The organism is Micrococcus sp. R8502A1, from assembly GCF_006704135.1.
In the GTDB taxonomy this organism is placed as follows: domain Bacteria; phylum Actinomycetota; class Actinomycetes; order Actinomycetales; family Micrococcaceae; genus Micrococcus; species Micrococcus luteus.
The window spans coordinates 35,255-60,840 of sequence record NZ_VIGS01000009.1; the positions used below are offsets into that span (position 1 = coordinate 35,255).

The 25,586-nt window shown below is 73.0% G+C and carries 22 protein-coding genes; 16 read left to right on the top strand and 6 right to left on the bottom strand.

Features of this window, described 5'->3' with window-relative positions:
* The first annotated feature begins 59 nt into the window (after nt 1-59).
* The 6 genes from hpaE (at nt 60) to FLM69_RS03320 (ending at nt 8,034) form a co-directional block, all read left to right on the top strand.
* Entirely contained in the window at nt 60-1,604 is a 1,545-nt protein-coding gene (gene hpaE, locus FLM69_RS03295; protein ID WP_141843010.1) for a 5-carboxymethyl-2-hydroxymuconate semialdehyde dehydrogenase, read from the top strand.
* Nucleotides 1,605-1,866: 262 nt separating this feature from the next.
* The gene (gene hpaD / locus FLM69_RS03300; RefSeq protein ID WP_141843012.1) at nt 1,867-3,033 is read left to right on the top strand and encodes a 3,4-dihydroxyphenylacetate 2,3-dioxygenase; all 1,167 of its coding nucleotides are present in this window, start codon (nt 1,867-1,869) and stop codon (nt 3,031-3,033) included.
* Between the two features lie 395 nt (nt 3,034-3,428).
* On the top strand, nt 3,429-4,214 hold the full coding sequence (locus FLM69_RS03305) for a 2-keto-4-pentenoate hydratase (protein ID WP_049146549.1): 786 nt from the start codon (nt 3,429-3,431) through the stop codon (nt 4,212-4,214).
* 129 nt (nt 4,215-4,343) lie between these two features.
* Complete coding sequence (locus FLM69_RS03310; RefSeq protein WP_141843014.1) at nt 4,344-5,204, top strand: HpcH/HpaI aldolase/citrate lyase family protein; 861 nt, start codon at nt 4,344-4,346, stop codon at nt 5,202-5,204.
* Between the two features lie 209 nt (nt 5,205-5,413).
* Nucleotides 5,414-6,364 carry a hypothetical protein gene (locus tag FLM69_RS03315; RefSeq protein WP_141843016.1) on the top strand — a complete coding sequence of 317 codons (951 nt, stop codon included), beginning with the start codon at nt 5,414-5,416 and terminating at the stop codon, nt 6,362-6,364.
* Nucleotides 6,365-6,537: 173 nt separating this feature from the next.
* Nucleotides 6,538-8,034: a YdiU family protein gene (locus tag FLM69_RS03320; protein ID WP_141843018.1), complete on the top strand. Its 1,497-nt coding sequence runs from the start codon at nt 6,538-6,540 to the stop codon at nt 8,032-8,034.
* A 60-nt stretch (nt 8,035-8,094) separates the two neighbouring features.
* On the opposite strand, the gene FLM69_RS03325 is transcribed toward FLM69_RS03320, so the two are convergent.
* Together FLM69_RS03325 and FLM69_RS03330 are read right to left on the bottom strand one after the other, a co-directional pair.
* The gene (locus FLM69_RS03325; protein ID WP_141843021.1) at nt 8,095-9,384 is read right to left on the bottom strand and encodes an NAD(P)/FAD-dependent oxidoreductase; all 1,290 of its coding nucleotides are present in this window, start codon (nt 9,382-9,384) and stop codon (nt 8,095-8,097) included.
* Nucleotides 9,381-9,710 carry a bifunctional 3-phenylpropionate/cinnamic acid dioxygenase ferredoxin subunit gene (locus FLM69_RS03330; RefSeq protein ID WP_141843023.1) on the bottom strand — a complete coding sequence of 110 codons (330 nt, stop codon included), beginning with the start codon at nt 9,708-9,710 and terminating at the stop codon, nt 9,381-9,383. Before FLM69_RS03330 ends, FLM69_RS03325 begins: the two co-directional genes overlap by 4 nt.
* 321 nt (nt 9,711-10,031) lie before the next feature.
* Here FLM69_RS03330 and FLM69_RS03335 point away from each other — a divergent pair, with 321 nt between their 5' ends.
* Nucleotides 10,032-11,942: a LysM peptidoglycan-binding domain-containing protein gene (locus FLM69_RS03335; protein ID WP_141843024.1), complete on the top strand. Its 1,911-nt coding sequence runs from the start codon at nt 10,032-10,034 to the stop codon at nt 11,940-11,942.
* A 286-nt stretch (nt 11,943-12,228) separates the two neighbouring features.
* Nucleotides 12,229-12,750 carry an HPP family protein gene (locus FLM69_RS03340; protein ID WP_063188632.1) on the top strand — a complete coding sequence of 174 codons (522 nt, stop codon included), beginning with the start codon at nt 12,229-12,231 and terminating at the stop codon, nt 12,748-12,750.
* A 16-nt stretch (nt 12,751-12,766) separates the two neighbouring features.
* Here the strand turns inward: FLM69_RS03340 and FLM69_RS03345 are convergent, their stop codons facing one another.
* Both FLM69_RS03345 and FLM69_RS03350 read right to left on the bottom strand, forming a co-directional pair.
* On the bottom strand, nt 12,767-13,897 hold the full coding sequence (locus FLM69_RS03345; protein ID WP_181743472.1) for a histidinol-phosphate transaminase: 1,131 nt from the start codon (nt 13,895-13,897) through the stop codon (nt 12,767-12,769).
* 56 nt (nt 13,898-13,953) lie between these two features.
* On the bottom strand, nt 13,954-14,682 hold the full coding sequence (locus FLM69_RS03350; RefSeq protein WP_020624880.1) for an IclR family transcriptional regulator: 729 nt from the start codon (nt 14,680-14,682) through the stop codon (nt 13,954-13,956).
* A 198-nt stretch (nt 14,683-14,880) separates the two neighbouring features.
* On the opposite strand from FLM69_RS03350, the gene FLM69_RS03355 reads away from it, so the two are divergent.
* Nucleotides 14,881-16,794 (top strand): FAD-binding monooxygenase, encoded by a 1,914-nt coding sequence (locus FLM69_RS03355; protein WP_141843026.1) that lies wholly within the window; start codon nt 14,881-14,883, stop codon nt 16,792-16,794.
* Between the two features lie 30 nt (nt 16,795-16,824).
* On the opposite strand, the gene FLM69_RS03360 is transcribed toward FLM69_RS03355, so the two are convergent.
* Together FLM69_RS03360 and FLM69_RS03365 are read right to left on the bottom strand one after the other, a co-directional pair.
* Nucleotides 16,825-18,324 (bottom strand): hypothetical protein, encoded by a 1,500-nt coding sequence (locus FLM69_RS03360; protein ID WP_245245392.1) that lies wholly within the window; start codon nt 18,322-18,324, stop codon nt 16,825-16,827.
* Between the two features lie 29 nt (nt 18,325-18,353).
* Nucleotides 18,354-18,791, bottom strand: coding sequence for a hypothetical protein (locus FLM69_RS03365; RefSeq protein WP_141843030.1), 438 nt, complete (start codon nt 18,789-18,791; stop codon nt 18,354-18,356).
* A 259-nt stretch (nt 18,792-19,050) separates the two neighbouring features.
* Here FLM69_RS03365 and paaA point away from each other — a divergent pair, with 259 nt between their 5' ends.
* The 7 genes from paaA (at nt 19,051) to FLM69_RS03400 (ending at nt 25,302) form a co-directional block, all read left to right on the top strand.
* Entirely contained in the window at nt 19,051-20,058 is a 1,008-nt protein-coding gene (gene paaA / locus FLM69_RS03370; protein ID WP_036316646.1) for a 1,2-phenylacetyl-CoA epoxidase subunit PaaA, read from the top strand.
* Between the two features lie 3 nt (nt 20,059-20,061).
* Nucleotides 20,062-20,364, top strand: coding sequence for a 1,2-phenylacetyl-CoA epoxidase subunit PaaB (paaB, locus tag FLM69_RS03375; RefSeq protein WP_020624884.1), 303 nt, complete (start codon nt 20,062-20,064; stop codon nt 20,362-20,364).
* Entirely contained in the window at nt 20,361-21,194 is an 834-nt protein-coding gene (gene paaC, locus FLM69_RS03380; RefSeq protein ID WP_095347245.1) for a 1,2-phenylacetyl-CoA epoxidase subunit PaaC, read from the top strand. Before paaB ends, paaC begins: the two co-directional genes overlap by 4 nt.
* Entirely contained in the window at nt 21,191-21,700 is a 510-nt protein-coding gene (gene paaD, locus FLM69_RS03385; protein ID WP_061866840.1) for a 1,2-phenylacetyl-CoA epoxidase subunit PaaD, read from the top strand. Before paaC ends, paaD begins: the two co-directional genes overlap by 4 nt.
* Nucleotides 21,700-22,869, top strand: coding sequence for a 1,2-phenylacetyl-CoA epoxidase subunit PaaE (paaE, locus tag FLM69_RS03390; protein WP_141843031.1), 1,170 nt, complete (start codon nt 21,700-21,702; stop codon nt 22,867-22,869). The genes paaD and paaE overlap by 1 nt, the downstream gene beginning before the upstream one ends.
* A gap of 31 nt (nt 22,870-22,900) precedes the next feature.
* Nucleotides 22,901-23,686, top strand: a complete 786-nt coding sequence (locus FLM69_RS03395; protein ID WP_141843033.1) for an enoyl-CoA hydratase/isomerase family protein — start codon at nt 22,901-22,903, stop codon at nt 23,684-23,686.
* Between the two features lie 239 nt (nt 23,687-23,925).
* Nucleotides 23,926-25,302, top strand: coding sequence for an MFS transporter (locus FLM69_RS03400; protein ID WP_141843035.1), 1,377 nt, complete (start codon nt 23,926-23,928; stop codon nt 25,300-25,302).
* Nucleotides 25,303-25,586: the final 284 nt, after the last annotated feature.

The following is a 25,586-nucleotide window of genomic DNA, read 5'->3' on the forward strand; positions in this document are numbered from 1 at the left end:
CCGGCTGCTCCAAGCCCCGATCATCAGACCCACCCGAAGAACTCAGTGAAAGAGACACCATGACGGAGAAGACCAGCATCGAGGCCCGCAAGCCCGAGGGCCTGCCCGACGTCCTGCGCCACTACATCGACGGCGAGTTCGTTGACTCGATCGACGGCGACACCTTCGAGGTGCTCGACCCGGTGACCAACGAGCCGTACCTGACGGCCGCCTCCGGCAAGGCCGCGGACATCGACCGCGCCGTCGCCGCCGCCAAGCGGGCCTTCGAGTCCGGCGAATGGTCCCAGGCCCTGCCGCGCCAGCGCTCCCGCGTGCTGCACGCGATCGCCGACATCATGGAGACCCGCGGCGACCAGCTGGCCGAGATGGAGTGCTTCGACACCGGCCTGCCGATCAAGCAGGCGAGGGGCCAGGCCGCCCGCGCCGCCGAGAACTTCCGCTTCTTCGCGGACCTGATCGTGGCCCAGCACGACGACACCTTCAAGGTGCCGGGCCGCCAGATCAACTACGTGAACCGCAAGCCGATCGGCGTCGCCGGCCTGATCACCCCGTGGAACACCCCGTTCATGCTGGAGTCCTGGAAGCTGGCCCCGGCCATCGCCACCGGCAACTCGGTGGTCCTGAAGCCGGCGGAGTTCACCCCGCTCTCGGCCTCCCTGTGGGGCGACATCTTCGAGGAGGCCGGCCTGCCGAAGGGTGTGTTCAACATGGTGCACGGCTTCGGTGAGGAGGGCTACGCGGGCGACCCGCTCGTGAAGCACCCGGACGTGCCGCTGATCTCCTTCACCGGCGAGTCCCGCACCGGCCAGATCATCTTCGCCAACGCCGCCCCGCACCTGAAGGGCCTGTCCATGGAGCTCGGCGGCAAGTCCCCGGCCGTGGTGTTCGAGGATGCGGACCTGGACGCGGCGATCGACGCGACCATCTTCGGCGTGTTCTCCCTGAACGGCGAGCGCTGCACCGCAGGCTCCCGCATCCTGGTCCAGCGTTCCGTCTACGACGAGTTCGTGGAGCGCTACGCCGCCCAGGCCTCCCGCGTGAAGGTCGGCCTGCCGGACGACGAGACCACCGAGGTCGGCGCCATCGTGCACCCGGAGCACTTCGAGAAGGTCATGTCCTACGTGGAGATCGGCAAGACCGAGGCCCGCCTGGTGGCCGGCGGCGGCCGCCCGGAGGGCTTCCCCGAGGGCAACTTCGTGCAGCCCACCGTGTTCGCGGACGTGGCCCCGGAAGCCCGGATCTTCCAGGAGGAGATCTTCGGCCCGGTCGTGGCCATCACCCCCTTCGACACGGAGGAGGAGGCCCTGCAGCTGGCCAACAACACCAAGTACGGTCTGGCCGCCTACATCTGGACCAACGACCTCAAGCGCGCCCACAACGTCGCGCAGAACGTGGAGGCCGGCATGGTGTGGCTGAACTCCAACAATGTGCGGGACCTGCGCACCCCGTTCGGCGGGGTGAAGGCCTCCGGCCTGGGCCACGAGGGCGGCTACCGCTCGATCGACTTCTACACCGACCAGCAGGCCGTGCACATCAACCTCGGCGAGGTCCACAACCCGGTGTTCGGCAAGCAGGAGCAGGCCGCGGCGAAGATCGACGGCTGACCCCGCGCTGACCGGCGACCACGACCGCGCCCGCACCGTCCCCGCGACGGTGCGGGCGACGTCGTCGTGGTGGGGCCGGGCCGGGCCTCTCCCCCGGCCCACCGACGCGGGTTGAGTTGTCGCGGGTGCAGGCGCCCCGGTCCCGCGACAACTCAACCCGCGTTCCTCGACCGCCTTCCCGTCGGCCGCGCGGATCGTATACGATCGAGCCCGTGACCGTGTCCCAGGCCACAGCGCACCGCCCCCTCACCAAGGAGCACCGATGACCAACCTCGAGAGCCGCCAGAAGACCTCCTCCGGCTTCTTCGTCACCAAGGAAGCCCCCATCGACCCGGAGAACCCCCTCCCCACCCCGACGTCCGAGGCGCCGGACATCCTGCGCTGCGCCTCGATGGAGCTCGTGGTCACGGACCTCGCCCAGTCCCGCGAGTTCTACGTGGACGTGCTCGGCCTCGTGGTCACCGAGGAGGACGAGGAGACCGTCTACCTGCGCTCCATGGAGGAGTTCATCCACCACAACCTGGTGCTGCGCCAGGGCGAGACCGCCGCCGTGGCCGCGTTCTCCTACCGCGTGCGCACCCCCGAGGACCTGGACAAGGCGGTCGCCTTCTACGAGGAGCTGGGCCGCCGCGTCGAGCGTCGGAAGGACGGCTTCGTCAAGGGCGTCGGCGACTCCGTGCGCGTCGAGGACCCGCTGGGCTTCCCCTACGAGTTCTTCCACGACGTCGAGCACGTGGAGCGCCTGGCCTGGCGCTACGACCTCTACACCCCGGGCGCCCTGGTTCGCCTGGACCACTTCAACCAGGTGACCCCGGATGTGCCGCGTGCCGCCCGCTACATGCAGGACCTGGGCTTCCGCGTCACCGAGGACATCCAGGACGAGAACGGCACCGTCTACGCCGCGTGGATGCGCCGCAAGCCCACCGTGCACGACACCGCCATGACCGGCGGCGACGGCCCCCGGATGCACCACGTGTGCTTCGCCACGCACGAGAAGCACAACATCCTGGCGATCTGCGACAAGCTCGGCGCCCTGCGCATGTCCGACCACATCGAGCGCGGTCCGGGCCGCCACGGCGTCTCCAACGCGTTCTACCTCTACCTGCGTGACCCCGACGGCCACCGCGTGGAGGTCTACACCCAGGACTACTACACCGGCGACCCTGACAACCCCGTGGTCACCTGGGACGTGCACGACAACCAGCGCCGCGACTGGTGGGGCACCCCGGTCGTGCCGTCGTGGTACACCGACGCCTCCCGCGTGCTGGACCTCGACGGCAACCTGCAGCCGCTGATCTCCCGCACCGACGACTCCGAGATGGACGTGACCATCGGCGCCGACGGCTTCTCCTACACCCGCGAGGGGCAGGGCGAGGAGTCCATGCCGGAGTGGAAGCAGGGCGAGTACAAGCTCGGCAACCAGCTCTGACCGGCACCGCCGGGCGCCGCTTCGGGACACCACGACGACGGCGGGCACCCAACGCAGGTGCCCGCCGTCGGCGTCCGCCCTCCCTGCCACCCTCCGCGTCTCCCCGCTCCACGCCGTTCGAGGCGGAAAATCCACCTCATTCGAGCCGGGAGGGCCAGTTTGAGCTCGATTTCCCGCCTCAAAGCGTGGGGAGCAGGGGTGTCCCGCCTCGCAGACGGGCGTCGGGGGGCTGGCCTGGCTCACGGTGCACCGCCGCAAGCCCGGGCTGGGCATCGGGACGCGCGCCCCGGACTGATCCGGGGCGGTGACAGGATGGCGACGGGGCCGGGGGCAGAGCCGCGTAATCGTATACGATCAAGGCCAGGCCCCTGCCCGTCGTCGTGAAGGAGACCGCTGTGCTGGACCACGAGACCCACGTCAAGATCGCCGACGAGCTGCACCGTGCGGGCATCGACCGCGTGCCCGTGCCGCGGCTGACCGCGCGCTACCCGGAGATGGAGATCGAGGACTCGTACGCCGTCCAGCGCATCTGGGCCGAGCGCCAGGTCGAGGCGGGCCGCCGCAAGGTGGGCCACAAGATCGGCCTGACCTCCAAGGCCATGCAGGACGCGACCGGGATCGACGAGCCGGACTACGGCGTGATCTTCGACGACCAGGTGTTCGAGTCCGGCCACGTGTACGAGTGGAAGAAGTACACCCATCCGCGCATCGAGATGGAGCTGGCGTTCGTGCTGCGGGACGAGCTGCGCGGGCCCGGCCTGAACCTGATGGACGTGCTGCGCGCCACCGAGTACGTGGTGCCCGCGCTGGAGGTGCTGGACTCGCGCATCGAGATGGCCGGCCGCACCATCACGGACACCATCTCGGACAACGCCGCCCTGGGCTCCCTGGTGATCGGCGGCCGCCCCGTGGGCGTGCACGACGTCGACCTGCGGTGGGTCTCCGGCATCCTCTCCCGCAACGAGGAGATCATCGAGACCGGCGTGGCCGCGGGCGTGCTGAACCACCCGGCCAACGGCGTGCACTGGCTGGCCAACCGCATCGCCGAGCACGGAGACGCGCTCGAAGCCGGTGAGATCGTGCTCGCCGGCTCCTTCACCCGCCCGATGTGGGTGTACGAGGGCGACACCGTCTACGCCGACTACGGCCCGCTCGGCACCATTACCTGCCGCTTCGCCTGAGCCGCCCGCCGTCGTCGTCCCACCCCGCCCGCAACGCAGGTTGACCTATCACCAGTACGACCCCGCTCCACCCGTGACAACTCAACCCGCGTCGGGTGGAGGGCGCGGAGAACCCCGGAGGAACATCCCATGCCCGTCCGCCACAACCCGCAGCCGCTGTTCCGCGACCTCTTCACACCCGAGGCCGTCGCCGCCCGTGGGGGCCGCCCCGCCGCCGGCATGTTCCTCTCCTCCGGGGACCCGACGACGGCGGAGATCTGCGCCGGCGCGGGCCTCGACTACCTGCTCATCGACGCCGAGCACGCCCCGCTGACCCTGCAGGACGTCCTCACCCAGCTGCGCACGATCGCCGGCTACCGCGTGCCCACCCTGGTGCGCGTGCCGGCGCTGGACACCGTGGCCATCAAGCAGTTCCTGGACCTGGGCGCCCAGACGCTGCTGGTGCCCATGGTCGACGACGCCGCGATGGCCCGCCGTGCCGTGGCCGCCGCCCGCTACCCGGACGGCTCCGCCGAGGGCGGGGTGCGCGGCGTGGGCTCCGCCCTGGCGCGCTCCGGCCGCTGGAACCGGGTCCCCGGCTACCTGCCCGGCGCGGCGGACCACGTCTCCGTGATCGTGCAGATCGAGACGGCCGCCGGCGTGCGCAACGCGGACGGGATCGCGGCGGTGGACGGGATCGACGGCGTCTTCATCGGCCCCTCGGACCTCTCCGCATCCCTGGGGCTGCTCGGCCAGCAGTCGCACCCGGAGGTGGTGGCCGCGGTCGAGGAGGTCATCGCGAAGGTCAAGGCCGCCGGGAAGTTCGTGGGCGTCAATGCGTTCGTGCCCGCGCAGGCCGACGCCTACGCCGTCGCCGGCGCGGACTACGTCAACGTGGGCGCCGACGTCGCCCTGCTGGCCCGCGCCGCCGAGGCCCTCGCCGACCGCTGGTGCCCGGCCCCGAGCGACGCCGCGACCGACGGGGAGGGCGCGCCCCGCGCGTCGTACTGACCTGGCCATCCCCTCACTTCGGGGCGCGAAATCCACCCCATGGACGTCCGATCCTGGCCCATGACGTGGATTTCCCGCCTCGAATGGCTCGGGGCCGGCGCTTCGGGGGACGTCGCCGCCTCCTGCACAACCGCACCGGACCCCCTCGTGCATCCCCAGACCCCCGCTCGTCCGTCTCGGGACGCGGAGCGACGGGGCACGCTCGCCGCATGCCTCGTCGCCCCGCCCCGCTGCCGCTGTCGCTCGACCCCGCCGCCTTCACGGTCGACGACGCGCGCCGGGCGGGCGTGACGTGGCCCCGACTGCAGTCCTCAGACCTGCGGCGGCTGCGCCACGGCATCTACGGGCCGGCCGGCCCTGCGGCGGTCTCCGTGCGTGAGTGGACGATGGATGAGGTCCGCGCGTACCAGCGGCGCCATCCCGACGTCGTCGTCAGCCATGAGACCGCCGCGCGCCTGCACGGCCTGACCGTGCCCGCACGGCTGTTGGCCCCCGGTGCGGTGCACGTCAGCGTCGGCACCTCGGGCGGCCGGCCGGTCCAGGCGGGTCTGGTGCCGCACCGCATCGAAGTGCCGGAGAGACAGCGGATGACGCGGGGCGGCGTGCTCGTGACGACGCCGGCCCGCACCCTGTGGGACCTGTGCGCGGCACGGGCGGCGCTCACGGAGCGGGACGTCGTCGTCGCCGGTGACGCCCTGCTCTGCCCGCCGTGGCTGCCCGGCGGCGGACGCGGGGCTCCCGCCTACACCACGGAGGAGCTCATCGGTTCCCTGGCCGAACGGGGACGTTTCCGGGGGCGAGGACTGGCCCGGGCGGCGCTGGCGAGGATGCGCGTGGGGGCGGATTCGCCGCGCGAGACGCGTCTGCGGCTGGCGCTCGTGGACGCCGGGCTACCGGAGCCCGAGGTGCAGTGTCGGCTGGACCCGTCAGACCGCCGCGCTCCGACGGTCGACCTCGGGTATCGGCAGTGGCGCCTCGCGTTGCAATACGAGGGCGAGCACCACCGCACCGCCGAGCAGCAGGCCCGAGACGTGCTGCGCGACCGCTGGTGCGCCGACGACGACTGGCTGTCGATCAAGGTCATGTGGGCCGACGCCCGGGACGACTACGCGGACGTCGTCGCGCGGGTGCGGCGCCGGGCGGCCGAGTTCAGTGGGTGACCCGGTGAGATCCACGGCCCCCGCGGCCCGCCACGGCCCCCTCGTTTCGAGGCGGGAAATCCAGGTCATAGCACTCTGGTCCACGCCCGTGGGGTCGATTTCCCGCCTCGAAAGGACGGGACCAGTGGGAGTCGGCCCGTGAACACCCGTCCTCCCCCACGTAGCGTGGCCCCATGACCACGTCCGCCCCCACCCTGAGCTCGCATTTCGCCGACACCTTCCCCGAGCTCGCCCTGCCCTGGCAGGCCCAGGCCACGGACGGCCCGCGGCTCGTCCTGCTCAACGCCGGCCTCGCGGCGGAGCTCGGCCTCGACGCCGAGTGGCTCGCCACCGACGACGGCGTCCGCTTCCTCACCGGCGAGCAGCCCGGCCCGGACGCACGGCCGGTCGCGCAGGCGTACGCGGGCCACCAGTTCGGCCACTACTCCCCCCGCCTGGGTGACGGGCGCGCCCTCCTCCTCGGCGAGCTCACGGCTCCGGACGGTCGGCTCCACGACCTGCATCTCAAGGGCTCCGGTCGCACGCCCTTCGCGCGCGGCAACGCCGACGGGCAGGCCGTGCTCGGCCCCATGCTCCGCGAGTACGTGGTCTCCGAGGCGATGCACGCCCTCGGCGTGCCGACCACGCGGGCGCTCGCCGTCGTCGCCACGGGCCACCCGGTCCGCCGCGAGACCGTGCTGCCGGGCGCGGTGCTAGCCCGGACGGCCGCGTCGCACCTGCGCGTCGGCACGGCCCAGTACGCCGCGGCCCTCCCCGAGCAGGCGCACCCCACGGAGGTGCTGCGCCGGATCGTCGACGAGGCCATCGCCCGCCACCACCCGCACGCCACCGACGCCGAGCACCCCGCGCTCGCGCTCTACGAGGCGGTGATCGCCGCGCAGGCCGAGCTCATCTCCCGCTGGATGCTCGTCGGCTTCGTGCACGGTGTGATGAACACGGACAACATGACCCTGTCCGGCGAGACCATCGACTACGGCCCCTGCGCGTTCATCGACGCCTTCGACCCGGCCGCGAGCTTCTCCTCGATCGACACCCAGGGCCGGTACGCGTACGGCAACCAGGGGCCCATCGCCGCGTGGAACCTCGCCCGGCTCGGCGAGGCCCTCGTGCCCGTGCTCGACGACGACCCCGACCGCGCCGTCGCACTCGCCCAGGAGGCGCTGGGCAGGTTCCACGGCGCCCATCTCGCGGCGTGGCGGGGCGGACTGCGGGACAAGCTCGGCCTCCCGGCGTCGGTGGCGGAGGACGACGTCGCCGCGCTCACCGACCGCCTGTTCCCGTGGCTGGCCGCGGCGCGGGCCGACTGGACCTCGTTCTGGGTGCGGCTGGCCGAGCACACGGCGGCGCCCGTGGACGACGACGCGGCGCGCACCGAGGCGGCACGACTCGTCCCCGGTGCCCCGGACACCGCGGGTCTCGCCGCCTGGCTCGCGGACTGGCGGGCGAGGGGTCCCGATCCGGCCCGCATGCGCGCGGTGAACCCCGTCTACATCCCACGGAACCACCTGCTCGACGAGGCCCTGACGGCCGCGGAGGACGGGGATCTCACCGCCGTCCACCGGCTGCTCGAGGCCGTCACGGATCCCTTCACCCCGCGCCCCGGGTTCGAGCGGTACGCGGAGCCGGGTCCGGCGGACGGGGCCCCGTTCGTCACCTACTGCGGCACCTGACCGCTTTCGTCGACGAAACGGGCGCCCTCCAGGGCACTTTCGTCGACGAAACGGGCGCTCTCACCCCCGCGCCAGCGACTTGACCGGCACGGCCGGGTCCGCGAGCGCGGCGGCGTCCACCACGATCCCCCGGTCGATGATGCGCCGGGCGGCCTTGACGGTCATGGGGTCGTCGATCGACGCGGCCCCGCGCAGGGTCCCGTCCGCGGCCAGGGCGAAGCTCGCCACCACCGTCCCGCGCACCTCGCGATCCACGATCCGCCCACCGGCCGGCACCGCCATGTCCCCCACGGCCTCCACGTGGGCGTCGTACCGGTCGGACCAGAACCACGGGGCGCCCGGGGCGTCCGCCTGCTCCCCCAGGAGCGCCGCCGCGGCGGCCGCACCGGACCGCAGGGCCGGCTCCCAGTGCCGCGACGGCGCCCACGCGGACTCCCGGGCGCGCGCGGCGTCACCCACGGCCAGGATCCCGGGCACGGCCGTGCGGCCCATCGCGTCCGTGAGCACGCCGTCGGCCACCTCCAACCCCGCGTCCTCGGCGAGCGCGGTGTCCGGCACGGTGCCTCCGGCCAGCACCACGACGTCGGCGTCCACGGTCCGCCCGTCGTGGAGGTGGAGCCGGTGGGCGGCCGGCAGCACGGCGCCGCCGTCGGCGTCCCGGTGCTCGATCCAGGCCGCCCGGCCGACCTCGACCGCGACCCCGTGCTCGGCGTGCATCCGGTGCAGGCGGGCGGCCAGCGCCGGCCCGACCGCTGCACCAGCCGGGGCGTCCGTCCCGGTCACGAGCGTCACCGCGGCGAGCGAGCGGCGCGCCGCGGCCGCGACCTCCGCCCCCGTGAAGCCGCCGCCCACGACCGCCACGTCGGTCCCGAACGTCAGGCGGTCACGCAGGGCCTCGGCGTCGGCGCGGGTGCGCAGGGCGATCAGGTCCGGGTGGTCGGCGCCGGCGACGTCGAGGGCCCGGGGTCGCCCGCCCGTGGCGAGCACGACGGCGTCCGCTTCCAGGACCCGCCCGGAGGCCGTCTCCACCCGGTGGGGCGCGGGGCCGCCGTCGGGGTGGACGCCGCCCGGCACCACCCGGGCCGCCGCGTCCTCCACCAGCTCCACGCCGTGCTCGGCGAACCACGTCGGCGGGGCGAGCAGCAGGCGGCGCGCGTCCGCGTCGCCGGTCAGGAACTCCTTGCTCAGGGGTGGCCGGTCATAGGGCACGCCCTGCGGGTCCACGAGTGCGATCTCGCCCGCGAAACCGCGACGCCGCAGCTCGCGGACCACGGCGAAGCCCGCGACGCCGCCGCCCACCACCGCGACCGAGCCGGGCACGCCCGCCGGGGCGTCGACGTCGTGGCTCATGCGCCGGGGACGAGGTAGAGCTGGCCCTCGCGCTCCTCGACGCGGTGCACGCCGACGCCCTTGGTGGCGGGCAGGCAGAGCGCCTCGCCGGTGCGCAGGCAGAACTGCGCGGCGTGCAGCGGGCACTCCACGCGGTCGTCCTCGAGCCAGCCCTCGGCCAGCGAGGCGTCCTCGTGGGTGCACGTGTCGTCGATCGCGTGGAACTCGCCCGAGTCCGTGTGGAACACCGCGACGTCGTCCCTCGTCCCCGCCGTCGCCGCCGGGACGACGATCGCCTCGCCCTCCGGGATGTCCGCCGCCGCGCCGATGTGGATCGGCTCCGCCATGGTCTGCCTCCTCTGGTTCCCGGGCCGGACGGCCCGTGGTGGTCTCCCGTCACCGTATCCCCCGGCGCGGACCCGACACCCCTCCGCTGTGCTCCGCACCGGCGCCACACCGTGCCCACCTGTGAATGGATGAACCGGACATCACGGGGGCGTGAAATCACCCGAGAGGCCCGAGAAAAAGGTCCCCGGGAATGGTCGATCACGCTACGATCACGACGGCCCTCCGGCCCTCATCCCGCCCGCACCACGTCACCGACCCGGGAAAGCGACACGCCCCGTGCCTGTCGTTCCTCGGGCACTCCACCTTCCGAAGGCATCCGCATGAAGATTCTCCCGCCGCGTTCCGCCGCGTCCCCCCGCCCGCTCGCGCCCGCCGTCGCGGTCGCCGGCGTCGCGACCGTCCCGCAGGAGGGCGAGAACCTCGTCCCGGCCGAGGAGGCTCCGGCCGGCGTCGTGCTCGGCGAGCCCGTGGTGGACCGCCCGTTCACGGTGGCCGCCGACGTGTGGGACGCCGCGGCGGACGACGCCGTCGAGCGCGTGGAGATCCGCGTGCGTCAGGACGGGGCCTGGGGCCCGTGGCAGGTCCTGGAGCGGCCCGTCCTGCCTGAGGACGCCGCCCCCGCGCGCACCGGCACGGACCCGTTCGTCGCGTTCGGCGCGGACGGCGCCCAGCTGCGCGTGACCACCGTCGACGGCGCAGCCCCGGCCGGCCTCGAGCTGTCCCTCATCGACCCGGGCACGGCCGCCACGGACGAGACCGTCGCGAGCGCGCACCCGGCGGTGGCCGCCGAGCAGGCCGCCGAGACCGCCGGCCTGCCCCGGGGCGTGAAGTCGAGCGCCGTCGTCGGGGGCGAGGAGCCCGCCGAGGCCCGCACCGTGGCCACGGCCTCGGACGCGCGCGCGAAGATCCTCCCGGACGTGATCACCCGCGCGCAGTGGGGCGCGGACGAGTCCTGGGCGGAGGACTCCCCGCAGTTCGACCAGGTGCGCGCGCTGACCATCCACCACACGGCCGGCACGAACGACTACTCGCGCGCCCAGGCCGTGGAGCAGATGCGCGGCATCTACGCGTACTACACGAAGACCCTCGGCTGGGGCGACTTCCCGTACCACCTGATCACGGACCGCTTCGGCAACATCTACGAGGGCCGCCGCGGTGCCCTGGACTCGAACCCGCTGGGCACGCACGCGGGCGGGTTCAACCGGGGCACGATGGGTGTCTCCACGATGGGCGACTACGACGTGGTCGCCCCGTCCGAGGAGGTCGTGGACGCGATGGCCCGCGCCACCGCCTACTACCTGTACCGCGACGGCATCGACGCGCGGGGCCGGGTCACCCTGACCTCGGGCGGCAGCACGAAGTACGCCGCGGGCACCCCCGTCACCGTGGACACGATCTTCCCGCACCGGGCCACGTCCGCGACCGCGTGCCCGGGGCAGCACCTGATGGCCCGCTTCGACGACCTGCGGGACCGCGCCGAGGCCATCGCGACGGCGGCCGGCCAGCCGCCGGCACCGGCCACCCCGGCTCCGACGCCGGCCCCGACGACCGAGCCGTCGACCGCCGGCACGTCCACGGTGCAGCCGAACGACGGCTGGTGGACCATCGCCCGCCGCACCGGCGTACCTGCGGCCACCCTCCAGGAGCTCAACGGCATGACCGAGTCGACCGTGCTCCACCCGGGCATGGTGCTGCGCACCGTCGCCGACCCGACCGCCCCGGAGCCCACCCCGATCACCACCGGCACCTACACGGTGCAGCCGAACGACGGCTGGTGGGTCATCGCCCGACGGACCGGCGTGTCCGCCGCGAAGCTCCAGCGGCTCAACGGCATGACGGCGTCCACCGTCCTGCACCCGGGGATGGTGCTCATCACGGCCGCCACGGCGCCGGCCTCCCCGCCCGCGCCTGCTCCGGCCCCGGGCACGTACACGGTCCGCGAGGGCGACGGCTGGTGGATCATCGCCCACCGCACCGGCGTGACGATGGAGACCCTCCAGCGCCTCAACGGCATGACCGCGACCACCGTGCTGCACCCGGAGATGGTGCTGCGGACCGGCCAGACCGCCTCCGCCCCGGCGCCCTCGCCCGCCACGTACGTGGTCCAGGCGAACGACGGCTGGTGGCTCATCGCCCAGCGCACGGGCGTCTCCATGGAGCGCCTGCAGCGCCTCAACGGTATGACGGTCTCGACCATGCTCCACCCGGGCATGGTGCTGCGCACCGCCTGAGCACCCCGCCGGGACGACGTCGGCCCGCGCCTGCGCGTGAAGGTGCGGGCCGACGTCGTCGGTTGAGTTATCACCGGTCGTAGGCCGCCGCACCCGGGATAAGTCAACCGGCGTTCCCCCGAGGCACGAGTGGCACGCCGAAGACGCCCTCGTGGCGCCGCGCCGCTGAGCGGCCGTCACAGTCCCTCCCCCTCGGCCCCCGGACGGCCCCGGGCCCCGCCCGCGGCCTACCCTGGAGGAGCCCGACCCGGGAAGCGACCGAGTCACGAGGAGATGAGACGAGCGCATGACCCGCCTGCCCGGTCTGCGTCGCCCGCGGTTCCTGGACCCGTGGCGTCGCCCGCTGGCCCCTCGTCTGCCCTGGCACGTGGTCCTCGCGGCCTCGATCGCGGGGGCACTGACCATCGCCACCCTCAGCCTCGGCGAGGACCTGGCCTCCGCGCCGCTGCTGGTGGGCGCCTTCGGCTCCTCCTGCGTGCTCGTGTTCCTCGTGCCGCACGGCCCGCACTCCCACCCCGCCAACGTGCTCGTGGGGCACGTGGTCTCGGCCGCATGCGGGATCGCCGTGATCTCCATGCTGCCCCTGGCCTGGTACTCGCTCGCGGCCGGCATGGGCCTGGCCATGGCCGCCATGGCCGGGCTCCGCGTGATCCACGCCCCCGCGGGCGCCACCGCGCTGACGGTCATGCTGAGCAACGCGGACTGGGACTACCTGGTCACCCCGGTGCTCGCCGGGGCGCTGGTCCTCACCGGGTGCGCGCTGCTGTACCGCCGCCTGATGTGGCGGGTGATCGGGCCGGCGGAGTGAGCTCACGCCGGGCCGCTCACGTCAGGAAGTCGCGCGCCACCTCGAGGAAGCGGTCGTTGGCCTCCTGCTCGCCGATGCTCACGCGCACGCCCTCGTCCGCGAACGCCCGGACGGACAGGGCCCGGGCCTGGGCGGCCTCGGCGAAGGCCTGCGTGCGCTCGCCGAGCGGCAGCCACACGAAGTTGGCCTGCGAGGAGGGCAGGTCCCAGCCAGCCTCGGCCAGGGCGGCGGCGACGCGCTCGCGCTCGTCGACGACGACCTGCACGCGCTCGAGGACCTCGTCCAGGTGCTCGAGCGAGGCGATCGCGGCCTCCTCGGCCACCGTGGACACCGCGAACGGGGTGGCCACGGTGCGCAGGGCCTTGGTGATCTCCGGCTGCGAGACCGAGTAGCCCACGCGCAGGTTGGCCAGGCCGTGCGCCTTCGAGAAGGTGCGCAGCACGACGACGTTCGCGTGCTTGCGGTACATCTCCAGACCCTTGACCGCGTCCTCGTCGCGGACGAACTCCACGTACGCCTCGTCGATGACCACGAGGATGTGCGCGGGCACGCGCGCCAGGAAGTCCTCGACCTCGGCGGTCGTGAGCACGGGGCCGGTCGGGTTGTTGGGGGTGCAGAGCAGGATCACGCGGGTCCGCTCCGTGATCGCCTCCAGCATGGCCGGCAGGTCGTGGCGGTGGTCCGCGGTGAGCGGCACCTGCACGTCCACGGCACCGGCGGTGCGGACCACGATCGGGTAGGCCTCGAAGGAGCGCCACGCGAAGATCACCTCGTCGCCCTCCCCGGCCTCGCCGTGGCCGGCGAAGGCGGTGATGACCTGGGCCAGGGCGCCGAGGGAGCCGGCACCGGTCACGACGTCGTCCGCCGGGACGTCCAGGTGCGCGGCCAGGGCCTGGCGCAGGCCGGTGGAGAGGGTGTCCGGGTAGCGGCAGAGGGTGCTGGGCGCGCCCTCCGGGCCGGTCACGACCTGACGCACCCGGTCGATCACGCCGGGCACGGGCGCGTAGGGGTTCTCGTTCGAGGAGAGCTTGTAGGGGTGCAGGCCCGGGACGGCGACCGGCGGCTTGCCGGCGGCGTACGGCGGCAGCATGCCGACCTTCTTGTGGGGCGCGACCACGGCGGGCGTCTGCTGTGCGTCATCAGTCATGGCCACCAGGGTAATGCGGGCTGCGGACGCCGTGAGCGGCACCACGGGACCCGGGCTCAGGCTGCGCCGAAGGCGACGGCGACGGCCCGGGCCGCCTCACCGAGCCGGTCCCCGAGGCGCGCCGGGTCCTCCGGCCGCGTCGCGTAGACCACGGCGAGGGCGGCGGGCAGCTGGCCCGGGACCCGCAGCGGCACGGCCACCGAGGAGACGCCGGTGATGACCTCGTCGGAGCTGACGGCCCAGCCGCGCTCCCGCACGTCGTCGAGCTCGGGTCGCTCGGGCGGGGCCTCACCGGGCAGCCGCGCCCACTCCTGTCCGGTCAGGGCGACGGCGATCGCCATCCCCGGCGCACCGACCCCGAGGGGGTGCCGGGTCCCCGGCCGCTGCGTGACGAGGTTGCCGCTGGGCGGCTCGGCCGTGGCCAGGGTGAGGCAGTGGGCCCCGTCCCACACCACCAGGAACGCGGTCATGCCCAGGTCGGTGGAGACGGCGGTCAGGTGCGGCATGGCCGCCGCGCGCAGATCCTGCTCCACCCGGCGGGCGAGGACGGCCAGGCCGGGGGCGGCGTGGACGCGGCCGAGGCCGTCGCGGCGCAGCAGGCCGTGGGCCTCGAAGGTGCGCAGCATGCGGTAGGCGACCGAGCGATGGACGCCCAGGCCGTCGGCGAGGTCGGCGATGGTGGGCGGCTCGGGCGCCTCCACGACGGTCTCGAGCAGGGTGAGCGCGCGGGAGAGCGTCTGGGAGGGTGCGCCCTCCCGGACCGGGCCGCCGTCGTGCTCTGCCATCCGTGCTCCTCGCCTCGCGTGCCGGACGTGACGCGCCCGGGGCGTGGTCGGCCCGCGCACCGGTTGTGAACCCTGTCACGTCCGCGTACAGTCTGGCACACATGTGTTCCCAGGGGGAACACCGTGTTCTCTGAGAGAACACGCCGTCGGGTGGCACGCGCGCCGCGCAGCGACATCCCCCGCAGCGAAAGGACCCCCATGCTCTTCCACCACCACGGCTATGTCTCCACGAACCCGCGCGTCCAGGTGGCGGCCGGCATCGGCCTGGACCGCCCCGCCGAGCTGCCGGACGAGATGGACGTGCTGATCGTCGGCTCCGGCCCGGCCGGCATGATCGCCGCCGCCCAGCTCGCGATGTTCCCGGACGTCCACACCCGCATCATCGAGCGCCGCCCCCACCGCCTCGAGATCGGCCAGGCGGACGGCATCCAGGCCCGCTCCGTGGAGACCTTCCAGGCCTTCGGCTTCGCGAGCGAGATCATCGACGAGGCCTTCGACCTGACCTCCATGGCGTTCTGGAACCCGGCCGAGGACGACGCGGACACGATCGTGCGCACCTCGCTGGCCGAGGACGACCCGGAGGGCGTCTCCGAGTTCCCGCACCTGATCGTGAACCAGGCCCGCATCCTGGACTGGTTCGCCGAGTACATGAAGAACTCCCCCACCCGTGCGGAGCCGGACTACGGCTGGGCGTTCGAGACCCTCGAGGACACGAACGACGGCGAGCACCCCGTGCTCGTGACCCTGCGCCGCACCGTGGACGCCCAGGGCAACGCCCTCGAGGACCCCGCCTCGGGACCAACCCGCCAGGTGCGCGCCAAGTACGTGGTGGGCGCGGACGGCGCGGGCTCTCGCGTCCGCAAGGCGATCGGCCACACCCTGACCGGCGACGCCGCGAACCACGCGTGGGGCGTCATGGACGCGCTGGCCGACACGGACTTCCCGGACATCCGCACCAAGTGCGCGATCCACTCGTCCAGCGGCTCGATCCTCCTGATCCCCCGCGAAGGCGGGCACCTGTTCCGCATGTACGTGGACCTCGGCGAGGTCCCGGCGGACGACAACCACAAGGTGCGCCAGACCCCGCTCGAGGAGATCATCCGCCGGGCCCAGCAGATCCTGCGCCCCTACACGCTGGACGTGAAGGAGGTCGCCTGGCATTCGGTGTACGAGGTGGGCCACCGCCTCACCTCGGGCTTCGACAACCGCGAGCGCGTGGCCCACCCCAACGTGTTCCTGCTCGGCGACGCCTGTCACACCCACTCCGCGAAGGCCGGCCAGGGCATGAACGTGTCCATGCAGGACGGCTGGAACCTCGGCTGGAAGCTGGGCCAGGTGCTCTCCGGGATGGCCCCGGTCGAGCTCGTGCCGACCTACTCGGAGGAGCGCAAGGAGATCGCCAAGAACCTGATCGACTTCGACAAGGAGTGGTCGACGCTCATGGCCAAGCCCACCTCCGAGCTGGGCGACCCGAACGAGGTGGCCGAGTTCTACACGAAGACCGCCGAGTTCCCGGCCGGCTTCATGACGGAGTACCAACCCTCCCTCCTCACCACGGACGCCACCGGTCAGGCGCTGGCGCAGGGCTACCCCATCGGCAAGCGCTTCAAGTCGGGGCTGGTGGAGCGCTCGTGCGACACCAACGTGAAGCACCTGGGCCACCTGCACCGCGCGGACGGCCGCTGGCGCGTCTACGTGTTCGCCGACACCGCCTCCCCGCGCGCCGAGGATTCGAAGGTCGCGGCGTGGGCGAAGGCGATCGTGGAGGACCCGCGGTCCTTCCGCAACCGCCACACCCCGTCGGACGGACCGGAAGACGCCCGCTTCGACATCAAGGTCGTGTACCAGCAGAAGCAGACCGAGTTCGCCCACCCGGACGTGCCGTCGATCTTCCGGCCGACCACCGGCCCCCTCGGCCTGCACGACCTGAACAACATCTTCGCCACGTGTCAGCCCAAGCACGGCGAGGACATCTTCGAGGCCCGCGGCATCAGCCGTGACGGCGCCGTCGTCGTGGTCCGCCCAGACCAGTACGTCTCCGGCGTCTTCGGCCTGGACGAGGTCGACCGCCTGAACGCGTTCTTCGCGGGCGTGCTGCTCGACGCGAACTGAGCAGGTGGCGGGCGCCCCCCGCCGGTGCGCTCACCGGGATCCCGGGGGCAGGTGGTCCCGCTCGGGCGGCGTGCGGCGCAGGCGCACCGCCCGGCTCGAGGCCACGGTGCCGGCGGTCAGCCCGGCCAACGCGGCGGAGAGCCCGGCGACCTCCGCCCGGGATGCGGGCTCGGCGGTCTCGAACTGCCGGATCAGGTCCACCTGGGCGTCGAAGGCGTGGGCGGCGCCCAGGTCGTCCTCGGCCGCCAGCGGAGACGTGGGCCGGAAGCCACCCCCGGGCGCATCCCACCCGTGTCCGGCCGGGTGGAAGACCACCTCGGCCCGGCGCGCCGAGACGGGGGCGGGCGCCCCGTCCGCGGCGACGGCCAGGTCCCCGTCCGAGGAGAACTCCAGCACCTCGGTCCGTCCGGTCTCCACCGCGTTGCCGGACGGTGCCGCGACCGTCATGACGCCGGCCACGGGGTACACGGACGTGAAGTCCTCGCGCCCGGCCAGGTTGACGGCGTGCACCCCGCCCTGGGAGTAGCCGGCCAGGACGAGCGGGGCGCCGTGCGGGACGCCGGCCGCCTCGAGCGCCGCCCGCACCGCCGGGGCCGTGACCTCGGACTCGGAGCCGAGGGCGTCCAGCAGCCCGCCGGCGTCCCACGGGTCGGTCGACTCGGGATCCGGGATCAGGCCGCCGCGGGTGCCCGGCAGGCCCACCACCCAGGCGCGGCTCCCGTTCTCTCGCACCACCTCCGTGACCGTGAGGTCCCCGTCCCCCTCCTCACGCGGGATGAGCGAGGCCAGCCCCGTGGCCGAGCCGTCCAGCAGGGCGGGCGCCGTCGGCCGGTCCTGCGGCGCCCCGTGCGGGGTCACCGCGCCCCGGGGCGCCGCACCGGCGAGGGTCAGGGCGTCCGCCGCCACGGTCCATGCCTCGTCCGGGGAGACCCGCAGCGCCTCGGTGAGGTCCGACGCGGCATCCGTCCCCTTCTTCGCCGCGGAGGAGACGGGCCGCTTCAGCACGCGCTTCTGCGCCCTCGTCAGCATCTTCACGTCGATCCGCGCCAGCGCCGCGAGCAGGGGGAACCCGGCGGCCGCGAGCATGGCGGCCACGATGGCCTCGGGCACCGCCTGGACGACGTCCTGCACGAGCCGCTCCGCCTCGCGGGTGGTGAGGCCGTCATGGCCGTCCCGCCAGAGCAGCGCCGGCAGCTCCTCCAGGGAGGCGTCCTCGGCGGCCATGATGCCGGCCGCCGCGCGCTCGGCCTCCTCGTAGCGGGCCGCCGCGGAGAGCAGGTCACGGTGCAGCTCGGCGCACTGCTCCGACAGGCTCCGCACCCGACCGACCGCCTCCGCCAGCCGGTCCTGCAGCAGGGCGGCGGAGGCGAGCCACGTGGCCGACCGGCCCAGCCCGAAGGCGGCCGCGTCGACCTGCCACGAGGCTCCGGCCGCCTCGTCGGCGGCGTGCTCGTGCCGCCCGGCCACCACGCGCATCTCCTCGGCCTCCGCGTAGATCGAGCCCGGTCCGCCGTGCGTGCTGAAGGCCACCGCCCCCGGACCGGCACCCCGCCCGCCGGTCACGCCGCCACCGCCAGCGAGCGCAGGACGGCCAGCGCCGTCTCCTCGGCCGCCCGCTGCCGGGCCTCCGCGTCCCGGCGCGCGTCCTCGGCGTCCCGCTCGGCGGTGGCCCGCAGGGCGAGCCACTCCCCGGCCTCCCGTTCGAGCTCCGCCGCCAGGGTCACCGCGCGGCGCACGGCCTCCCCATAGGCGCCGGCGGCCTCCCCGCGCCATGCCGTGTGCATCGCCGAGCGCACGTCCGTGGCGGCGCTGACCAGCCCGCCCAGCGCCGTGCGCAGCTGGGTCTGGGCCACGGCGAGGTCGGCGAGGGCCTGCTCGGCGGCCTCCCGCTCGCGCCGGGCGGGGTCGGCCCACGCGGCCAGGCGGGCGGCGTCGTCGTCGAGTCCGGCGGCCCGCAGGGCCGTGGCGATCTGCTGAGGTCCGATGAGGGGTGACATGCGGCCACCGTAGGGAGGGCCCGGGTCCGGCGACCGCGGCGAGGGACGATCCGGGGATGGGGGACGCCGTCGGGACGCCTGTGCAGGAGCCAACCCTCCCGCACCGTCCCGGCGGCCGCGTCGCACCCGGGCCCCGCGCGCCCCGGCGTGTTGACCGAGGTCACACCCTGGCCTATCCTGAACGAGCGGTCAGTAATTCGGTGCGCCCCGGTGCGCCCTGACCACGGAACCAGCCCGCACTCAGCGTGAGGTGATCCCCATGACGCAGACCAGCTCCCCCCAGCACCTGGCCTCCGTCCCGTCCCCCGAGGATGCGGCCGGCCAGGAGAACTTCGATCGCCTGATCGCGGAGGACTCACGCATCGAGCCCCGCGACTGGATGCCCGAGGCGTACCGCAAGTCCCTGACCCGCCAGGTCTCCCAGCACGCGCACTCCGAGATCATCGGCATGCAGCCGGAGGCCAACTGGATCACCCGCGCCCCCTCCCTGAAGCGCAAGGCGATCCTGATGGCCAAGGTCCAGGACGAGGCCGGCCACGGCCTGTACCTGTACTCCGCCGCCGAGACCCTCGGCACCCCGCGGGACGAGCTGAACGAGCAGCTGCTCTCCGGCCGCGCGAAGTACTCCTCGATCTTCAACTACCCGGCCCGCACCTGGGCGGACATGGGCGCGATCGGCTGGCTCGTCGACGGCGCCGCGATCTGCAACCAGGTGCCGCTGTGCCGCGCCTCCTACGGCCCGTACGGCCGCGCGATGGTGCGCATCTGCAAGGAGGAGTCGTTCCACCAGCGCCAGGGCTGGGAGATCCTCTACGAGCTCTCGCACGGCACCCCGGAGCAGAAGCAGATGGCCCAGGACGCCGTGGACCGCTTCTACGGCCCGGCCCTGCAGATGTTCGGCCCGCCGGACGAGGACTCCCCCAACTCCCGCCAGTCCATGGCCTGGAAGGTCAAGCGCTTCTCCAACGACGACCTGCGCCAGCGCTTCGTGGACATGATCGTCCCGCAGGCCGAGGCCCTCGGCCTCACCCTGCCGGACCCGGACCTGAAGTGGAACGAGGAGCGCGGCCACTACGACTTCGGCGAGCTGGACTGGGACGAGTTCATGTCCGTGATCAAGGGCGACGGCCCCATGAACACCCAGCGCATGGCCCGCCGCATCCAGGCCCACGAGGAGGGCGCCTGGGTCCGCGAGGCCGCCGCCGCCTACGCCCGCCGCCAGGCCGAGCAGAACGCGCCGGCCGAGACCCACCTGATCGGAGCCTGACCCATGAGCGAGACCACCGCCGCCTCCCACGCCTGGCCCCTGTGGGAGGTCTTCGTCCGCGCCAACCGCGGCCTCTCCCACGTGCACGCCGGCTCGCTGCACGCCCCGGACGCCACCCTGGCGCTGCGCAACGCGCGTGACCTGTACACCCGCCGCAACGAGGGCACCTCCGTGTGGGTCGTCCCGGCCGAGGCCATCGCGGCCTCCGACCCGGACTCCAAGGGCGGCTTCTTCGAGTCCGCGCAGGGCAAGTCCTACCGTCACGCCACCTACTACCAGCAGTCCGAGGGGGTGCCGCACCTGTGAGCTTCGCGACCAACGACTCCGCCACGAGGCACTCCGCGGGCGTGGCCATCACCGCCGAGGAGATCGCGGCGGGCGAGCAGAAGGCGAGCGACGACGTCGCCCGCTACGCCCTCGCCCTCGGCGACGACGCCCTGATGCTCGGTCAGCGCCTGTCCTGGTGGATCTCCCGCGCCCCGGAGCTCGAGGAGGACATCGCCCTGGGCAACATCGCCCTGGACCTCGTGGGCCACGCCCGCTTCCTCCTCTCCTACGCCGGCACCGCGTGGGGCAAGACCGAGGACGAGCTCGCGTACTTCCGCGACGAGGAGGAGTTCCGCTCCGTCCGCCTCGTGGAGGCCGAGAACGGCGACTTCGCCAAGACGATCGCCCGCCAGCTGTACTACTCCTTCTACTCGTACGAGCTGTACACCCGCCTGCGCGAGTCCACGGACTCCACGCTCGCCGCCATCGCGGACAAGGCCCTCAAGGAGGTCCTGTACCACCAGGACCACGCCGCCCTGTGGCTGCAGCGCCTGGGCCTGGGCACCGAGGAGTCGAAGCGCCGCATGCAGCGCGGCCTGGACGAGCTGTGGCCCTACGTGGCCGAGCTCTTCCACGACGACGACGTCGTCCGCGCCCTCGCCGAGCAGGGCGTCGCCGTGCTGCCGTCCTCGCTCGAGGAGCCCACGATGACCCGCATCCGCGCGGCCATCGAGGAGGCCGGCCTGACCGTCCCGACGACGGGCACCGCCCGCGGCGGCGACCGTTCCGGTGCCATGAGCGAGTACCGCGGGTACATCCTCGCGGAGATGCAGTCCCTGGCGCGCCGTCACCCGGGAGCGACCTGGTGACCACCGCCAGCGAGCTGCGCCCCGCCGATCCCGCCGACGCGCGGGTCTGGGATGCGGCCTCCACCGTGCACGACCCGGAGATCCCCGTGCTGTCCATCGCGGACCTCGGGATCCTCCGGGAGGCACGGGCCGATGGCGAGAGGGCCGTCGTCGTCATCACGCCCACCTATTCCGGCTGTCCCGCCATGGACACCATCACCACGGACGTCAGCCGCGCGCTCGAGCGCGCCGGGTTCCCCGACGCCGAGGTGCGCCTGGTGCTCCAGCCGGCGTGGACCACGGACTGGATGACGGACGAGGGCAAGGCCAAGCTCAACGAGTACGGCATCGCCCCGCCCGTCGCGCGCACCACGGACGGCCCGGTCAGGATCGGCATGGCCGTGAAGTGCCCGCGCTGCCACTCCCTGAACACCCGCGAGATCACCCGCTTCGGCTCCACCTCCTGCAAGGCCCTCTACACCTGCCGGGAGTGCCTCGAGCCCTTCGACTACTTCAAGGTGCACTGATGACCGAGACCACCGACGCCCCCGCCACCGGCAAGCGCCGCGCCACGTTCAACACCCTCGAGGTGTCCGAGCTGCGCCGCCTGACCGACGACTCCGTGGAGGTCACCTTCGCGGTGCCCGAGGAGCTCGCCGACGACTACGACTACGTGCCGGGTCAGTACGTGGCCCTGCGCAAGGAGCTCGACGGCGCCGAGGTGCGCCGGTCCTACTCGATCTGCGCCGTCCCGAAGCGCGGCGAGATCCGCGTGGCCGTGAAGAAGGACATCGGCGGCACGTTCTCCACGTGGGCCAACGAGAGCCTCGAGGTCGGCGAGAGGATCGACGTGATGAACCCGCAGGGCGCGTTCACGTCCCGCACGCACGTCACCTCCCTCAACGACGCCCAGAAGGTGGCGGCGGAGAAGGTCGCGGAGAAGAAGGACACGCACCTGGTGGCGTTCGCGGCCGGCTCGGGCATCACCCCGATCATGGCGATCGCCAAGGCCGTGCTCGCGGCCTCCGAGACCTCGCGCTTCGACCTGGTCTACGCGAACCGCTCCGCCATGGACGTGATGTTCGCCGAGGAGATCGGCGACCTCAAGGACAAGTACCCGGCCCGGTTCACGGTGCACCACGTGCTCTCCCGCGAGCAGCGCGTGTCCCCGCTGCTCTCCGGTCGCATCGACGAGGACAAGCTCACCACCCTCCTGGACCGCGTGATCGGCGTGGAGGGCACCGACGAGTGGTTCCTCTGCGGCCCGTTCGAGCTCGTGCAGCTCACCCGTGAGACGCTCGCCGCCCGCGGCGTGTCCGAGGACGACGTGCGCTTCGAGCTGTTCACCACCGGCCGCCCGGAGAACCCGCAGGGCCACTCCGGCCGCGTGGTGGAGGTGGACCCGCAGGGCGACAACGTGACCATCGAGTTCAACCTCGACGGCCTCACCGCCAAGGTCGAGTCCCCCACGTCTGCCCACGAGACCGTCCTCAACGCCGCGCTGCGCGTCCGCTCGGACGTGCCCTTCGCCTGCGCCGGCGGCGTGTGCGGCACCTGCCGCGCCAAGGTCGTCGACGGCGCGTACGAGATGGACGAGAACTACGCGCTCGAGAAGGACGAGGTGGAGAAGGGCTACGTGCTCACGTGCCAGACCCGCCCGACCTCCGACTCGATCACGCTGGACTTCGACGCCTGAGCGCCCGCCCACGAGACCGAAGGAGCCCCCGATGATCGAGATCACCGTCGAGAACGGCGTCGCCGAGATCGTGCTGGACGCCCCCCAGAGGATGAACGCCCTGGACGAGGCCGCGCTGGCCGAACTCCAGGCCGCCTACGAGCGGGCCGCCGCCGGCGTCGAGTCCGGCGAGGTCCGGGCCGTGCTGCTGCGCGGCGAGGGCCGCGGCTTCTGCGCGGGCCGCGACATCTCCGCCGTGGTCCCGGCCGAGGACGACGCCACCGCCTACCTGCGGGACAAGGTCACCCCGGTGCTGCGGGCCATGTCCGAGATCCCGGTCCCCACCTTCGCGGCGGTGCAGGGCGCCTGCCTGGGCGTGGGCCTCGGCCTCGCGATCGCCACGGACGTGGTGTACGTGGCCGAGGACGCGAAGATCGGCTCGCCGTTCGCGAACCTCGGGGCCACCCTGGACTCCGGCGGCCACTGGCTGTTCACCGAGCGCCTGGGCGCGCACCGCACCCTGGACCTGATCTACACGGCCGAGCTCCTCTCGGGCGCCGAGGCCGTCCAGGCCGGGCTGTTCTCCCGGGCCCTGCCCGCGGACGAGCTGCTCGAGTTCACCCGCGCGAAGGTCGCCCAGGTGGCCTCCGGCGCGACCCTCGCGTTCCGCGCGTCGAAGGAGCTCGTGGCCCAGGTCCGCGACCGGCGCGTGGGCCTGTGGGAGTCCCTCGACGCGGAGAACATCGCCCAGGGCGAGCTCTGCGGCACCGCCGACTACGCCGAGGGCTTCCAGGCCTTCCAGGAGAAGCGGAAGCCGGACTTCACCGGCCGCGGCTGAGCCGCCGCACCCCGCCACCGACGACGGCGCCGCACCCTTCGCACGAGGGGCGCGGCGCCGTCGTCGTCCCGTGGGGTGGGCAGCCCCCGCTCCCGGGTGACCGAAGTGTGACGCCGGTCCTGTGCGCTGAATCACGTGGATCGTATACGATGCGATCCACCCCACATCCCGTCCGCGGCTCCCTCGCCAGCCTCCGCCTCCCCGCGGCCGCCCGCCGCCTCCCCGACCAAGGACACCGCATGTCTCACCCCGCTCCGTCCCCGGTCGCGCCCCGCCGCGCCGCCGACCCCCGCACCCCCGAGCAGCGCCGCGAGGAGCGCAAGGTCCTCGCCGGCACCATGGTCGGCACCACGGTCGAGTGGTACGACTTCTTCATCTACGCCCAGGCCACCGCACTCGTCTTCGCCGCCCTCTTCTTCCAGCCGATGGGCGAGAACGGCTCCCAGATCGCCGCGTGGGTCACCCTCGGCATCTCCTTCCTCGTCCGCCCGCTCGGCGCGATCGTCGCCGGCCACCTCGGCGACCGCTTCGGCCGCAAGCTCGTCCTGTCCCTCACGCTGATCGGCATGGGCCTGGCCACCACCCTCATCGGCCTGCTGCCCACCTACGCCCAGATCGGCGTGTGGGCCCCGATCCTGCTCGTCGCGCTGCGCCTGCTGCAGGGCCTGTCCGCCGGCGGCGAGTGGGGCGGCGCGGCGCTGCTGGCCGTGGAGCACGCCCCCCACGGCAAGCGCGGCCTGTTCGGCTCCGCCCCGCAGATCGGCGTGCCGCTGGGCATGATCCTGGCCACCGGTGTGCTGTTCATCGTGCGCTCCACCATGTCCGAGGAGCAGTTCCTCGCCTGGGGCTGGCGCATCCCGTTCCTGATCTCCGTGGTGCTGATCGTCGTCGGCTACCTGATCCGCAAGGCCGTGGAGGAGTCCCCGGTCTTCAAGGAGATGCAGCAGCTCAAGGTGGACGAGTCCGCCCCGCTGGGCGAGCTCTTCCGGCACCACACCATGGAGGTCATCCTCGCCGCCGTGATCTTCGCCGCGAACAACGGCGTCGGCTACCTGCTCATCGCGTGGTTCTCGAAGTACGGCGGCCCGAAGGGCCTGGGCATGACCTCCTCCGAGGTGCTCATCGCGAGCCTCGTCGGCGGCGTCGGCTGGTTCATCTTCACCCTGCTCGGCGGCTGGGTCTCGGACAAGATCGGCCGCAAGCTGACCTTCGTCCTCGGCTACGGCTTCCTGATCGTCTGGGCCTTCCCGCTGTTCGGGCTGCTCAACACCGCGTCTCTGCCGCTGTTCTCGCTGGGCCTGTTCGTCCTGACGCTCGGCCTGGGTCTGTCCTACGGCCCGCAGTCGGCGATGTACGCCGAGATGTTCCCGGCCCGCGTCCGCTTCTCCGGTGTCTCCATCGGCTACGCGCTCGGCACCATCATCGGCGGCGCCTTCGCCCCGCTGATCGCCGACCAGCTCGTGAAGACCGGCTGGGAGAACGTGGCCTGGTACATCATCGCGATCTCCGCGGTCTCGCTCATCGCCGTCCTGTTCGTCCCCAAGGGCATCCAGGACCGCGAGCTGCACGACGAGCAGGTCGTGGCCACGCGTTCGAACCCGGTGGTGCCGGCCTGATCCGGCCCGCCTGACGGGCTCCGCCCGTCCCCACCCCACGACGACGGCGGGTCCTCCTCCGGAAGGGCGCGCCGTCGTCGTGGGCGACCGGACCGGCGCCGAGGCCCGCAGACACGCCGCCACGTCGGGGACGAAACGGCGCGTCTGCGGGCCTCCGCGCGGGCTCGTCCCCACCCCGTCTCCTATACACAGCCGACCCTGCCGGCGATCTCATTAATCTAAACATCTGAGGGTCCCGTCGAAAACACAACAAGAATCCGACAAATCTCGAAGCAACAGACATC